Origin of the sequence: Methylocystis sp. MJC1 (genome assembly GCF_026427715.1) — a bacterium.
In the GTDB taxonomy this organism is placed as follows: Bacteria; Pseudomonadota; Alphaproteobacteria; order Rhizobiales; family Beijerinckiaceae; genus Methylocystis.
In genome coordinates this window covers 92170-106520 of the sequence record NZ_CP107559.1, presented here as the reverse complement: position 1 = coordinate 106520, position 14351 = coordinate 92170, and the positions used below count along the sequence as shown (strand labels likewise).

Sequence of the window (14351 nt, the reverse complement as noted above, 5' to 3'; positions counted from 1 at the left end):
AACTTCGCGCTCGGCGATCATCTCGACGAGGTCTCAAAAAAACTCGGCTTGAACCGCACCGCATGAGAGGAGCTCAGCGCGTTCGGCAGCAAATATGCCCCGCTTCCGCTGTTTGCACAAGAGCCCGGTGCATCAAAGTCGCGTTTTGGTGTTGCCCCCATGGCAAGGCGCCAACTTCTTCACTGCAGCTGGCTATGAGCCCATTTGAAAAGAACCTGCTAACAAAAATTCTCCATACGTAGGATAAGACTTGCGGAGGCATCCACTTTGTCATTTTTGTCCCTATCACTGGACATTTAGAGGTTGCCAAAGCCATGCTCGGGTGGGTAAGCTTGCAAGCTAAAGATAGCGTAGCTTGCGCTATTGCCGCAACCTCCTCGTAATCAACCCGATCACAATGGCGCACTCGATGGCATCGCTTGAAGACTTGTTCCTGGGAAGCGAATCAAAATACGCAGATAAATGGGAAAACTATTTCCAAATTTACGAGCGGGAGCTCAAAAGGTTTAGTGAATCTGGAGATCCGGTGTCGCTGCTTGAGATAGGTGTGCAAAACGGAGGGTCCCTGGAACTATGGGCGCGATACCTCCCTTCAGGCTCGACGATAACCGGGGTAGATATATCGCCAGCCGTGAGTTCGCTTGTCTTTCAAGACGACCGCATTGACGTTATAGTTGCGGATGCGACTAAATATGAAATTTTAGAGCGAGAATTGGGTGATAGGTTATTCGATGTCATTATCGATGATGGCTCACATATTTCCTCCGATATCATTTCGACATTTTCAATTCTATTTGATCGACTTAAGCCCGGTGGAGTTTACATAATCGAAGACCTCCACTGTAGTTATGTACCCGAATTTGAAGGCGGTTATCGGCGAGAAGGATCGGCCATTGAGTGGCTAAAACAACTAGTTGACGTGGTGAATTGCGACCATATCTTACCATCGGAGGTCGCTACTCAGGTCTTGTGGTCCTATCGACACCTCTCTCGTAGTGTAGCAAGCGTCAGCTTTTATAACTCCGTTTGCGTCATTGAAAAGTTCAAGACTGAAAAAGACCGTCCATTTTGCCGACTTATTGCTGGTTCAACCGGTGAGGTTGTTCCGCTGGTCAAGCATCTAATAGAAAACAACCCCCGATATGTTTCTGAATCTGTGCGATTTAGCAACACCGCCGTCCGGCAAGCTAATCAGGTTATGCTAGCGCGGCTAGTGGCCCAATCCGAGCAGATTCGCGTACTGGAGGAAAGGCTTGCGTGGGTTATGCGAGAGTCGAGCGAAGCTATCGAAAGTCTACAAAAGGAGCTGAGTCAATGCAGAGAAACAGTTGCGGAATAGCTATTGACTTGAAGTGTCGGTCCGATGACAAGTAGAATTGGTCCCTTGTGATGCTATGACGCGGTCTGATTCTCGCGGAGACCGCCGACGGGGACGAATGAAAAGCGCGCGCTATGATCGTAGCAAATTGCGCTACCCGAGCGACGTGACGGACGCGGAGTGGGCGCTCATCGAGCCCCTGATGCCACCTGCGAAGCGGGGCGGAGGGAAACGCACGGTCGCGATGCGCGCGGTCGTGAACGGCTTGATGTACGTGCTCTCGACCGGCTGCCAGTGGCGCGCGATACCCAAGGATTTGCCGCCGGAAAGCACGGTCTACGGCTATTTCGATCTTTGGACATACTGACCTGCCCCTGAACTCTCATCCAGCAATAGTTAGAGTCGGAGCGTTTTATAAGATATCGAGCCCGATGGCGTTCGAAAAAAGTGGCTTGCCGACAAAGAACGGCTTGCCGCATAATCGCTCAGCCAAGGGCGGCGCTAAACGCGGGCAAGGTCAGAACACGATCCGGGCTCTTGCCAGCGCCCACCAATTGGGTCGGGTTTCGTGAAAAATTAAGGGCCATCCGGCGAAACTCGGATCAAATTGGCTAGATGAATGATCGTCAGACTTTAAGTTCACACACCTCATGCAACATAGTGTCAAATAGGCAAGCAACATGACGTTGGAGCAGCGACTAGCGGATTTAACGAAACTAATTTCAGAATCAAGAAGTCCGGGTTTGTTCTCAGAATCAGGGCTCCTGACTGAGCGTCTCCTTGCACATCCGGCTAAATTCCCGTTGCCCCCCGTCCGATTTGCTAGCAAGCCGGCGGAACAGAAAAACAATCGCGTCGAGGTGGCCGCACGGTTAATCGCTGCATATCACAAGGCACTTGATGATGAACCTGCATCAGCTCTGAAGCGGCAGGGCGAAGACTTATGGACAGGGCTTTTGCGAAATGAATTGCCTCAACTCATCGAGTGTGTTGAAACACGAAATCCTGCGCAACTAGCGGAATACTTATTGCAGTTTGGAAGGTCGTTCGTGTGGTTCGGCGGAATAACAACTTGCGTTGACGGTTACAACCGCGATCTTGGACCCGACAATGTCGCGCTTACATATCTCGACAAGCTTGTGTGTCTTGCAGAATCTTTGGGTGTGCTGCCCCTTGAGAATCCTGAAAGCGGTCCATGGGGAGAGAATTTGCGTGCAAATATCGATGTAATTGCGCAACAGATCGAAGATGCGCTGGGTATCGAAATATCGCCGCCTTTGGGCGTCATTCACACTGACGGGGTCGAAACTAGCCGTGGGGTATTGCACTATAGACACATCAACAGCCTGTATATGGCGGCCCGCATCTCGGTGCTAAACAGGGGTTTCTATCCCGTTTGCGAACTCGGCGGAGGAATAGGCATAGGTGCGATGTATGCACGTCGTCTCGGCTATCGAGACTACACGATTCTGGACCTGCCGATCAGCTGCCTTCTCGCGGGGCATTACCTCATCCATGCGGTGGGAGCCGATGAAGTTTCTCTTTATGGCGAAGAGCAGAAAAAGGATGCTATAAAAATACTACCTTACTGGAAATGCATGAGTCTTCCTGATAAAAGCTATGGAATTATTGTTAATCAGGATAGTTTGCCAGAAATTGACGATAATTTGATCCGCCAGTACCTTGTCCAATTTTCTAGAATTGGGGCTGGATACGTTTTAAGTATCAATCATGAATACTTCTACCCGCGGACAGCGCATCATTTTTTCTCGAGTCACGAGAGCTTCGAGAAACTGTATCGTTCGAAATGCTGGGTAAGAGAAGGCTATGTCGAGGAGGTCTACAGGATTAACTCGTAAGCGTGGGTTGGCGGCGATTTCCCTGCAAATTGATCTAGCGCTCACGTCGTGATATTCGCTCGGTCGGATTTCGAGAGGAGATTCGCGACGCGGCCGAGCACCGCCGCGTTACGGAAGCGCTCAAACGCGAGGTGCGACGCCGCCAACGCCGTCCTCGCCGCTGCCCCGGCTACAACTTCCACCGCCTGCTGGCAGCTGAAGCTCTTGTGCGTCTTCTTGCTCGCTGCCTTCCGTCTCCCGCACTAGCAGCGTTCTTCACAAACGACTAAACAGATGGGGAATTATCCCACTAAAGGAATAATCCCCAAATCAGCTAAACAGCTTGGGGCAGCATGCATTGGATAGTTTATGCAGAGCGGACTAATATTCGGCGGAGCGCGCGAATATGTCTTGATGAACAAAATATTGATGAACTCGCTCTACCATGCACGGGCCGCAGAGATTGTTCAGGCCCTTTTTCAGCTGTATATCGCTGATCGACAAATCAAGATAATTACCGATCTTATTGGAGAATGCAGATGTTGTTCCGCAACAAAGATATACGTCCGCGTTTACATCTAAAACAATCTGATTATTGAATAAAACGCATTCACTATGCGGTATCTGCTTAGCTGCTTCGAGCGCGGAATTGAGATCTATCGAGAGCGTGCTAAGAAGTTCGCGATCATGCTCTGATATAATGAGGCCAAATTCATCGCGCCCGCGATAAGTGAGTATCTTTTCGGCGGGCATGTACATCGCCCAGCACGTCTCAAACCGATACCCGAGGCTCTCAGCGTAGGAACGCATTTCCGCCTCGTCGCAGCGATTATAGTTGTAGCGATGGTATAGCACCTCAAGATCGACATTTGCGCCAGTTTCACGCTTGGCGTTTGCGAGTGTGCGCATATTGAGCTTGACCTGCTCGATATTACCCTCGCGATGAGCCCGAGAATAAACATCTTGATTGAACCCCGATACGGACACCCGGAACCGTGCCGGAGCATGTTGCATAATTCCGTACGGGTCACGCAGTCTGTTTAGGTTTGAGCTGACCATAACGTTATCAGAGTGACGACTCGCTACGCGTAGAACCGCCGGTAAATCCGGGTGTAACAGCGGTTCCGTCCAGTTGAACAGTCCAATCATATCGACATCGCACTCTGCGTTTGCCTTCGTTAACACTGCGTCCAAAAGTTCTGGAGACATGAACCCCTTTTGAAAATGCCCGCTTGTGTTGCCTATATTTCCAACAGGACACGACGGGCATCGAAGATTACAGAAGCCAAACACATCGATGTAAAATGTGATTTTAGGAAGAACTTCTGGCTGCGCGTCCCCGTTGATATCCATTTGACTGCCTACACGTTGGTTATTTCTTGAGAAAAACCTATGCACACGCTCTGCAGCAGCGCTTGTTGAAGCGACACTCTACCATGCGGTTGTCAAGCACGCGACCGTTTTAATCACGCAACACGATCGGTCACTGCGCGGGCGCAGGGCGACAAACTGGTTGGGTGAAGCTTCTGGAACCAAACAATTACCTGAGGATCTCAATCCTTAATCTGGTATTCGCATGGAATCATTTTCGTGATCGATTCTGCGCAGCGGGTAAAAACAGTCGACGTGTTCCTCGCAGTTCCCTCAGGGCGTGATGCTGCCTAGCTCTACAATCGCGCCATGGCACATGCCCAAAAGGGTGAACTCGAACAGGCAATCGCGGAGTTGAGCAATGCGATCGAACTCGACCCAAAAACGCCTCTGCATGCAATAGCCGGGTGATGGCCTATCTCCAGATTGGTAAAGCCATTCAAGGCTTGTCTGACGATGAAATGTCACTAGACACCGGATCCTTGGCAGAGTAAGCGCGAATGGGCGGTGTGTGCTGAACCCTTTCGGACCGCTTGAATCTTTTCCTAGAGAGTGTTATGTACTTTGGTGGTTGATTGTCTTAATGGAATCGGATGTCTCCGATTCGCAAACCGTATCCGTCTGATGTCAGCGACGAGGAATGGTCGCTGGTTGCGCCGTATCTGACGCTGATGGACGAGGGCGCTCCGCAACGTCAGCATTTGCTTCGTGAGCTTTTCAACGGCCTGCGCTACGTTCTGCGTTACGGCATAGCATGGCGCGCCATGCCCAACGATCTGCCGCCCTGGTCCGCAGTGTATCAGCAATCGCAGCGCTGGCTGGCGGCGGGCGTGTTCGAAGAGCTTGCGCAGGACCTGCGCGCCTTGTTGCGCGTCGCCTCCGGTCGCGCCGAGGAGCCAACCGCGGCGATCATCGACAGCCGCACGCTGCGCTCTACGTCGGAAAGCGGTCCACGGGCTGGCTATGACGGCGCCAAGCGCAAGCGCGGCTCCAAGCTGCACATGGCGGTCGACACGCTGGGGTACTTGCTGGCGCTGCACGTTACGCCGGCGAATGTCGACGACCGCGCCGAGGTCGGCAAGCTCGCCGCCGCTGTGCAGGACGCCACCGGCGAGAGCGTCGAGCTTATTTATGTCGATCAAGGTTATACCGGCGAGAAAGCCGCCGAGGCGGCCAAAGCGCAGGGCGTCGAACTCTGCGTGGTCAAACTCTCCGAAGCGAAAAAAGGCTTCGTGCTGTTGCCCAAACGCTGGGTTGTCGAACGATCCTTCGCTTGGGCGACCCGATGCAGGCGGCTGGTCAAAGACTACGAACGCTACGCCGACACACTCGCTGGCCTCCACGTCGTCGCTTTCGCCTGCCTCATGCTCAAACGCGCAGCCGACTTCATAATACAGAGTGCATAACACCCTCTAGGGGCCGAATAGCACGAGTTCGGTGTTCGTAAGATCGCCAAGACGCGGTTTGGCGGGCCCACGGCAGCATTTCACTTTACGGCCATCAAAATACCGGCCGACTAGTCCATCAACAGGGCCGGTCGAATCGAGGATCACGAAAAGAAAACCCTGTTTCAGGAGCCAGCGCCCTAAAGGACCAGCGAAAAAGACGAAGTCCTCAAGGTTTTTGCAGTAGACGAGCTGGGCAAATTTCAGGCCGCTTCGGTGGGCCAGCCGTGGAAGAAAAACGAATGGATGCGTCTCGTCTTGATACAGGACGGTGACGGAAATGCAGCCCATGGCCGCGTGCGCTTCCAGCAGGTTTGCGCACTTTTCTTCGCTCGGGGCCACCAGGGAAATATTGGCGCTTGGCCGCCAAGGGCCAAGAGCCGCCATGGCCACAAAGGTTCCTGTCACGTAAAGCTCGAAGGACTGAACCCCGATCGTCTTGAGCGTGTGGGGCGAGGGCGACACATTGACGAAGGTAGCTTCGGGGAAACGTGAGAGAGCCTGCGCCAGAAGCATATTCGAAAATATGCGAAATTCCGGCCGCACATACCAACTCGATACATTGGCGCGAATATCGCCTTGATCGTCACGGGAAAAAATCAGCAACAAGACGCCCACCAGGCGGCCGGAGTCGACGAGGCAATATCCAAATCTCGGGTAAGGACCAGGCAACTCGCGGTCGCGTAGGACCTGCATCGCCCGCGCCCAATAGTCGGGAGAGCGATCCCAGAATCCTGCAAGAAGCAGCTCTATGACCGCTTCCGCGTCCTCGTAGCTCAGCTCGCGAACGGAGATCCGTCGCTTGGCCGGCGGCGCGTCGGCTCCGCCCGACAGCGCTTTTCGAGCCGGGGCGTCGTCGATGCGCTCTTCCACCATGGGAAACCTCCAGGATCGTGGCTTTTAAACCAACTGTCCGCTAAACTTCATTGGTCGGACGGGGCGCTGTTGTAATAACGGGAGCCGGAGGTTAAAAACAAATTTACAGAAATCCAATTAGGAGACGCATTTGCCTGATTGTGCGCTAGCAATTTTTCTGTCGGTCCTCGCCTTCGACTCGGCGCCCGCGGCCATCGTCTTGCTCGCCGGCGGGGTTTGCTGGGCGACGACGCTGGCGCTGGTCGCATGCTTAAGCGCGGGAGTGGTTACGCTTCTGTCCGTTTCGATCTTTTTTTATTGCAATGGCTCACAGGCGGACCGCTGCCGGCCGGCGTCGTTGTCGGCGTCCTTGCCATGTTGCTTCAACTCGCCTCGGCGCGCCTGTTTTATCTGCAAGTCTTCGTTCAGCGCGCTGGCGGGCGCTCCTCCAGATTTTCGATCGTCGCGCTGCACGACGGGCTGCACGGCGTTTCCAATTAGGGCGCTGGCTCGACAGGAGAATTCAACCTCGAGCTGCTAGAAGGATGGCCTTAGCCGGCTTTGTCCAGATGAAGGGCTGCGCGGTTTTGCAGCGCTCTTTGTTTTAACGGGTGATATCGGCTCCGAGTTACAGCCCTGTTCAGAAGCGAATGAGAGTCGCCTTGGCGCCGATCGGTATTTCCAGCTGCCGGGTTTTGATCGGGACCTCCGCCCACCGACCGCCATCATTCGGGACTGCGGTTGAGACTGTTTGCGGGACGGGATGTTCCGCACGAAAGACGAAGGGCCTCGGCGCGACTTCGATTTCCGAGAGCAGGCTGGGGTCGAAGCAGCGCGCGCTTCGCCAGGCGACGATCACTCCCACGCCGTCGCTTCGCCTGAACTGAAGCAGGCGGGCGTCCGGTGGAGCCTCCTGCAAATTCAAACTAATCCGGCGCTCGCGTAGCGGATCCGGACGACGGTCAGCAGTGAGCGCGTCGAGCAAGGCGGCGATCGCCGTAAAGGCGGGCTTCCAGGTCCCATCATAACGGACCAGCCCCCAATTATCCTCCCATTCTCTCAGGTTTGGCCCGTCAAGAAGCTCGTACAGAAAGGTCCTCGTCACGCCAGCGGCGAAATTATTGAGGAGAAGACGAACGATATAGATGGCGGCGATCGCTTCGGGAACGGCAGCCTTTTTAGCCCGCGAATTGTTGTAGCCCGCCTCGGTCGCCATGACCGGAGCGCCGGGTTTGAATGCGTCCCGAATCTGTCGCAGATACCAGGAGAGCGCGGCATAATCTTCTTCCGTCTCCGGCTCCTGTCCGTTCTGGGCGTAGGAATGAATGGCGGCGATGTCGCAATAGGCGGCGGCGGGCCGCAGCAAGAGCATGTCCTGCGGCTTATAGTCCAGGACCGTCGGTGAGACGATTGGCAGTTCGGCCGCGGAATAGCTCGCCCTCAGCGTCTCGTATGTCGCCCGTTGATAATCGCAGACGGTCTTGCTCCAGTTCCCCTTCGACGCTTTTTGCGCCTTGAACCAATCGTGGTCACCCTCGTTTTGACCTTCGATGGCGGAGAGCTTCTCCTTCCCAAGCGCCGCAATGTAATCCATCATCTCGGCCTGCGAGTTCGTCACGGGAGAGACGAGGAGATGGCCCCGCACGGCCAGGCGCTCGAAGAGCTCCCGCGGTCGGGAAAGGTCGTTGCTCGGCCGGAGTTCGTCACGAAAATGGCGGATGCCGCTCTTTTCAAAGAGGCGCGTCACGAATTCGAAACGAGAAGCGTAGGGCTCGCTGCTCAAATGCACATTCACGCCAACGCTGTCGATGAAGGCATCCGCGTCGTGGATCGGCGCCCGCGCGGCGAGTCCGGCTGCGGTCGTCGCCGGCTGCGCGCGCGCAACCCCAAGGCAAAGAGACGCTGCGGCGCTCCCGATCAGGCTGCGTCGCGTCAGAATCCCAGCCGCCATATCAGTCTCCCAGGCTCAGTGACGTCGAACCCCGGCCTCGGCGCCCGGGCGATAGCGAAGAACCGGTCGCTTGGGAAGCGGCTGTGTACGCTTGACGACCGGCGCCGTGCCGCGGCGCGTCATGCCGGCGCCCTGAAAAGCAAGGTTCGAGCGCGGATTTGATTTCATCGCAAGACACATGAAAGTCCAGAAAAGGTAGCCCGCCTCTCCAGGAGCGATGGCGGCCAGCGGCATCTGAACGAGGAAGAACAATCCGAGCGCGCCAAGGAGCACGGAGGATGGGCTCGCGTCCCGTAGCGGGCCGCTCATCGCCTGGACTATGGCCCAGATCAGGCCAAAGATGCAGATGAGGCCGAAAACGATGCCCATATACAGCCAACAGGAGAGGATCGTTCCGTCGACGCCCATCGCTCCCGCGCTGCCGACATCGGTCGTCACGAATCCTGCCCCGAAGAGTGAGCTGTCCGGGGAATTCCACAAGGTGAGATATTCTTCGATACGCTCCCGCGCGCTGCCGTCCTTGGCGCCTTGGGACAAGGTCGCAAAGCGATCGGCGATGACGTCTCCAAAGGGCGTCAGGGTCGCCGCGACGACAATCGCTCCCCCAAGTCCGACAAATAGCGGAATTGACCGGCCGCGCGTCGACTTGAAGAACATGGGATAGAGCATCGCCGCCAGCATGGCGATCCAAGCCGTGCGATAGAGCGAGAGAAATAGCGCGAGCGCGGCCGGGATCGCGAGAGCCAAAAAGAGTTTGCTCTTGCCCCTGAACCAAACGAGAAGAAGGCCCACGGCCGTGAAGGTTGCGAAACTCGCTGGACCGTTCATCGTGCTGAAGACGCGCACGCCATAGGGCTCGGGCGAGCCGGCGGACATGATCGTCGAGTTCCGCATCCAATAGATGTCCCAATCCGACGGGTTTACGTATTGGGCGACGCCGTAAAGGCCGATAACCGGTAAAACGAAGGCGAATGTGTCAGCGGCGGCGTCCAGGACTTCCTCCCGCTCCGCCTCGTGCATCATGACCAGACCGTAAAGCAGCGGCACGAACCATTTCACGCAATCCCGCGCGGCCCCAACCCACTCGCCGTGCAGGATCGTCAACGCCAGAGCGTAGGCGACTGAGACCCCGACCATCGCCAGGGGCCAGAGCCGGCGCAGCACCGAGGGAGATTCGAGCGCCGACAAGACGCCCAACAGGGCGGGAAATATCGCCACGAGCGGCCCGACGATCATCAGGTTGCTGGCATCGAAGCCGACCTTGGCGTCGACAATGCGCCGCACCAGTGGCGTGAAGACAAACAGGAGAAGCGCTGCCTTGACGTGAGCAGACGGTCCGCGCCGCCAGGCAAACCAGCCTGCCGCACCGCAGGCGGCGATGAACAAGGCGCGCGACGATCCGCCCAAGAAGGGGCCGACGAGACCGGTGGCCAATAGAACGCCGAGCGCCGGCGCCCAGCCTGGAATGCGCCCCGGATTGTCTCTCTGATTCATTTGGCGTCTCCGCGCCAGCTTCCCCTGCCCGCACGAAGCAAGCTGACGGCTGGAACAGACGCCGCCGGCCGAAGTAACGCAAAATCTTCGAACTTGGTGAACAAGCCGTTAACGTCGCTTACTTGCGCGCGCTTCCCCTCAACGTCTGCCGCCGCCGGATGGCGGTCACAAGGCGGTCGAGACTCTGGCCCAGTTTCCTTGCAGCATTTTCCGTTTGCGGCCGCAGGATCGCCAAAGCGAACAAGGCACAAAGCACATAGGCGGCGCCGCCTGCGAAAAGCCGCGGCAATCCGCCGTCAAATTCAAGCCGGACACGCCAGCCCAGATAAGCCATCAGGCAGGCCGGCGCGACGGCGACGATCAGCAGCATGAAAAGCTTGCGCCGGTTTGGCAACGCCAGCGCCGTCCCGGCAAGAAGAACCAGGCCGCGCATAGCCTCCCCGAATCCCAAAGCGGTCAGTCCCCAAGCCGGAAGATAGGAGGCCGCAAGATTCCACAAGGCGTTCGCCGAATAGGCGGAAACCACGATGAGCGTCGCGAGCGCATTGCGATTTTCGCTGTTCAAGGCCCTCAAAAGCACCCAGCCGAGAGTCGAGGCCCACAATCCGGCCGAAATCCCGAACAGCGCCTGACTCGTCATGTTCACGCCGGCCTGTGAAAAGGCCCCGCGATGGAAGACAAGTTGGACGATGTCGGGCGCAAAGATGCAGAGGAAAACCGAAGCGGGAGCCATGATCGCAAGAAGCGGGCGAAAATGGGCCTCGATGCGCGCGCTTTTGTCTTCGACCCCGGTCGACGCCAGGAAAGCGAGGCCGACAGGTTGGCTGATCAACAACAAGGCGGAGTCGGAAAGCGTGCGCGCGTAATCGAGCGACGAGATCGCCCCGGCCTCGATGCGCGATGCGAGGAGACGTTCGACCCAGAGATTACCCTGCTCGGCGAAGGGAAAGGCAATGAGGGGACGCAGCCGCCAGAGAAATTCCCCTCCGGCAGCGGCGACCTTTGCCGGCGCAAGACCGCCAATATCGAGCATCCCCTCTCGTGATAATCGCCACACGCCCCAAAAAGCCAGCAGATTGAACGCGGCCGCAAAACCCCAGGCCAGCGCCTCCACGCGGCCGGTCGCCGCGGTCACAAAAAGGCTCAATATCAGCGAGACGTTCATCAGGCTGGCCCTGATGTTGGTCAGCCTCGACACCCCCGAGGCAAGCTCCCCGCCTGCAAGGCAACTCGCGACGACCGCCGCCGGCATCGCCAGCGTCATGACTTTCATGAAGCGCAGCGCGAGGTCGCGGCCTTCTTCGCTCAGGCCCCCGACGATCGCGTCGACCCAGAATTCGCCATAGGCCAGGACCGCGATGGTCGGCATCAGGGAAAGGAGCGCCAAAGCCGCAGCAATCGATGTGAGAAACTCCCTCGCAACGCCCCTTCTTTGTGCGTTCTTGTGCATGGGAATAAGGATGGCGGGCACGCTTTCGTTTTGCAGGAACGAAACGGGAAGAAGGACGGAGGTGATTGCGCCCCTGAAGGCGTCTCCGACAAGCGAGACGCCGATGATCTGGGCCATCAAGATCTCGCGCGCGAAGCCGAGCAATTTGCTCGCGAGGGCTCCCGCCATGAGCACAATGGCCATTCTCTTGGGCCGCGCGCTCTTTTCCGCCGCCGCCGGGAGGGGGGCCTCAGGGTCGGCGCTGTTGACGGTCCCCTTCAATGCTCTTGCTTTCATCTTGGCGCAGGCCATGCCCGGTGCCGTCTTCGGCTCTCAAAACGCTTCATGCTCGAGCGCGCGATTCTCGATGTATCGCCTCGCCCGCGGCCTCGACCCAGGCCGCTTTCAGCACGGAGGCCACGGCCTCGTATGAGAATCGCGCGGCGTTCTTAATCGCCGCCTCCCGCTTCGCCTTCAGAAGCGCAGGATCTTTCCCGATTTCGTCGAGCAGCTGCGCGAGGCTCGCAGGATCCGATTCCGGGATGATCCAACCGCCCTCGCCGACGACGTCGGGTATGGCGCCGCAGGTGGACCCAATCACCGGCACGCCGCAACTTTGCGCCTCGATGATCACGCGGCCGAATTGTTCTTTGACCCTAGGCATTGTGCGGGTCAGCAGAATGAGAACGTCGACCCCGCGCAGGAAAGACGCCACCTCGTCGGGCGAACCCCAACTCGCGAAGGATAGGCGCGACGAAAGTCCCGATTGCTCCGCGCGCGCCTGCAGCGCGGGTCGATGGGGTCCCTCCCCCAGGATAGAGAGAGTATGCGCCGCCTCGGTTCGGGCCAACGCGTCGAGCGCATCATCGAGACCCTTCTCTATGACCACGCGACCGACATAGCCGATCTTCAACGGCGCGCCTGCGCCTTTCTCCGCGACCGGGCCAGGGTGGAACCGGTCGCGGTCGACGCCGTAGCCAATAAAGCTCACAGGGCCCTTATAGCCTCTAGCGCGGACGACCATTTGCGCATCGGCGCTTCGCGCCAGAACGTGGGCGGTTCGGCCCAGTACGAAGCGGCGAATCCACTCGAATGGAGGCGGGAGGGTTCTCAGAATATTCTGATCGACTTCGAGCACGAGGGCGGCGTTGGATTTGAGAAGCGCCGCCTGGAGCGCGACGAGGCTCCAGGGCTCCTCCCACAGATGCAGCACATCGGGGCGCGTCTGCTTCAGGAGCCGCCGCAGGCCCGGATAGAAATGGAGATACCAATTCATTGGCCCGGCGTCGGGGATCACGATCGGCAGGATGTGAAGATTCATGCGCGGGTCGGTTTCCCCCTCCGCGTCCAGCACTCGTCCGAATTCACGCCACTGCTTCGGCACGACAAGATGCATGTCGAGGTCACGATCCCCTAGAAGCGGCAAATAACGTTGGCGCCCTCCTGCCCGCTTAATGGCGGAATGTGCGACAGAGACGACTCTCAGAGGACCATCCGACATTGGAACGTCGCTTTCTGCTTCTTATTTCCAGACGAGAGCGATCCGCTCGATACAACCCTGCCAAGGCGTCAAACGCGACCAAGCGCCCGTGCCGCAAAGCCGGTAAGGCCCATGAGATGCGCTTGCGCCATCGTCAGACTCTTGGCCGCGCCATTCAACGTGTTCCTCGGCAAACTGAACGGGTCTCCACCCCGGAAAACGCCTTTCCGAGTGGTTGCTGCAGAGGAATAGCCTGCTTTTCTCGCGAGCTCGAAATCGCGCGGGCCGGCGTCGGCGGCGCGACCGTAAGGAAAAGCGAAATGGCGCGCGTCGAGACCGAGCCTTTCCGCTATTCGGGCGCGACAACCCGCCAGTTCGGAAAGAGCATCATCCTCGGGCAAGGCGGATATGCGCGCATGGGTCACCGTATGGCCCCCGATCTCGACTAAGGGGTCGTCACGCAAGGCCTCGAGCATTTCCCAGGAAATGGCGTGGCGCCAATGGATTTCTTCTGCATCGAATCCGTTGGCCCGACAGAAGGAGCCGTAATGCTCGGCGGCTCCGGGCCCGTCCCAAAGATGATGTATCCGGCTGAAAGCCTCTCGCTTCGCCTCGGGGGTTTCGACATCGATGGGGGCGCCCTCGCAGAGCACTCTGTCACGGCGCAGCAAGATCTCCTCGAGGCCGGCACCCCACAAAGGCATGCCGCCATCGGGTATCCCCGTCGTTAGAAATAGCGTTACGGGAACCTGAAACTTCCGGAACAATGGCGCGACGAGTTCGAAAGTGTCTCGATAACAGTCATCGACCGAAAAATTAACGAATTTTTTACCATTCTCGCGCGCGCTAACGCGAGAGAGCGCCTCTTCGACCGTTACGATCTCCCATCCGCTTTTAAGCAGATAGGCGAGCAATCGCTCGAGATAATCAGAATCGAGATAGAAGTTTCTATTGGGAAGCGCGTCCCAGAGGGAGGACGGCGCGGCGCGGTGGAAGGTGAAAAAGCAAGCCCTCGGACCTACGAAGGCGGCCTTCACCGCGTCCGCCGCCCGTTGCAAGGGCTCAACGCCCGACAGCGAGTTGGCGATATCCCGCTGAAGCATTGCGATCTTCGCTCCTTGGCTCTAACGTAGGTAGTCGAATTTCATATGGGGTTTAATTCAAAAACCC

General features: G+C 57.5%; 11 protein-coding genes and 2 pseudogenes. 6 read left to right on the top strand and 7 right to left on the bottom strand.

The window, feature by feature from the left end:
• The first annotated feature begins 409 nt into the window (after window positions 1-409).
• The 3 genes and pseudogenes from OGR47_RS19365 to OGR47_RS19355 all read left to right on the top strand — a co-directional run bounded on the left by OGR47_RS19365 (window position 410) and on the right by OGR47_RS19355 (window position 3177).
• On the top strand, window positions 410-1339 hold the full coding sequence (locus OGR47_RS19365; protein ID WP_165056100.1) for a class I SAM-dependent methyltransferase: 930 nt from the start codon (window positions 410-412) through the stop codon (window positions 1337-1339).
• Between the two features lie 97 nt (window positions 1340-1436).
• Window positions 1437-1682 (top strand): annotated as a pseudogene (locus OGR47_RS19360) (transposase); the annotation flags it as partial.
• 316 nt (window positions 1683-1998) lie between these two features.
• Complete coding sequence (locus tag OGR47_RS19355; protein ID WP_165056102.1) at window positions 1999-3177, top strand: hypothetical protein; 1179 nt, start codon at window positions 1999-2001, stop codon at window positions 3175-3177.
• Window positions 3178-3537: 360 nt separating this feature from the next.
• On the opposite strand, the gene OGR47_RS19350 is transcribed toward OGR47_RS19355, so the two are convergent.
• Window positions 3538-4509 carry a radical SAM protein gene (locus OGR47_RS19350; RefSeq protein ID WP_165056104.1) on the bottom strand — a complete coding sequence of 324 codons (972 nt, stop codon included), beginning with the start codon at window positions 4507-4509 and terminating at the stop codon, window positions 3538-3540.
• A 324-nt stretch (window positions 4510-4833) separates the two neighbouring features.
• On the opposite strand from OGR47_RS19350, the pseudogene OGR47_RS21965 reads away from it, so the two are divergent.
• A pseudogene (locus OGR47_RS21965) lies at window positions 4834-4938 on the top strand (tetratricopeptide repeat protein); the annotation flags it as partial.
• 182 nt (window positions 4939-5120) lie between these two features.
• Complete coding sequence (locus OGR47_RS19345; protein ID WP_216697970.1) at window positions 5121-5933, top strand: IS5 family transposase; 813 nt, start codon at window positions 5121-5123, stop codon at window positions 5931-5933.
• Window positions 5934-5939: 6 nt separating this feature from the next.
• On the opposite strand, the gene OGR47_RS19340 is transcribed toward OGR47_RS19345, so the two are convergent.
• Window positions 5940-6668: an acyl-CoA acyltransferase gene (locus tag OGR47_RS19340; RefSeq protein WP_165056060.1), complete on the bottom strand. Its 729-nt coding sequence runs from the start codon at window positions 6666-6668 to the stop codon at window positions 5940-5942.
• Between the two features lie 426 nt (window positions 6669-7094).
• Here OGR47_RS19340 and OGR47_RS19335 point away from each other — a divergent pair, with 426 nt between their 5' ends.
• Window positions 7095-7328 carry a hypothetical protein gene (locus OGR47_RS19335; protein ID WP_165056059.1) on the top strand — a complete coding sequence of 78 codons (234 nt, stop codon included), beginning with the start codon at window positions 7095-7097 and terminating at the stop codon, window positions 7326-7328.
• A 139-nt stretch (window positions 7329-7467) separates the two neighbouring features.
• Here OGR47_RS19335 and OGR47_RS19330 read toward each other — a convergent pair whose 3' ends face one another.
• The 5 genes from OGR47_RS19330 to OGR47_RS19310 all read right to left on the bottom strand — a co-directional run bounded on the left by OGR47_RS19330 (window position 7468) and on the right by OGR47_RS19310 (window position 14284).
• Window positions 7468-8778, bottom strand: a complete 1311-nt coding sequence (locus OGR47_RS19330) for a hypothetical protein (RefSeq protein WP_206527514.1) — start codon at window positions 8776-8778, stop codon at window positions 7468-7470.
• A gap of 15 nt (window positions 8779-8793) precedes the next feature.
• Window positions 8794-10272 carry an O-antigen ligase domain-containing protein gene (locus OGR47_RS19325; RefSeq protein ID WP_246729889.1) on the bottom strand — a complete coding sequence of 493 codons (1479 nt, stop codon included), beginning with the start codon at window positions 10270-10272 and terminating at the stop codon, window positions 8794-8796.
• Between the two features lie 118 nt (window positions 10273-10390).
• Window positions 10391-11983, bottom strand: coding sequence for a lipid II flippase MurJ (locus OGR47_RS19320; protein WP_267270101.1), 1593 nt, complete (start codon window positions 11981-11983; stop codon window positions 10391-10393).
• A 61-nt stretch (window positions 11984-12044) separates the two neighbouring features.
• Window positions 12045-13202: a glycosyltransferase family 4 protein gene (locus tag OGR47_RS19315; RefSeq protein ID WP_165056057.1), complete on the bottom strand. Its 1158-nt coding sequence runs from the start codon at window positions 13200-13202 to the stop codon at window positions 12045-12047.
• Window positions 13203-13270: 68 nt separating this feature from the next.
• Complete coding sequence (locus OGR47_RS19310; RefSeq protein WP_165056056.1) at window positions 13271-14284, bottom strand: polysaccharide deacetylase family protein; 1014 nt, start codon at window positions 14282-14284, stop codon at window positions 13271-13273.
• Between the last annotated feature and the right edge of the window lie 67 nt (window positions 14285-14351).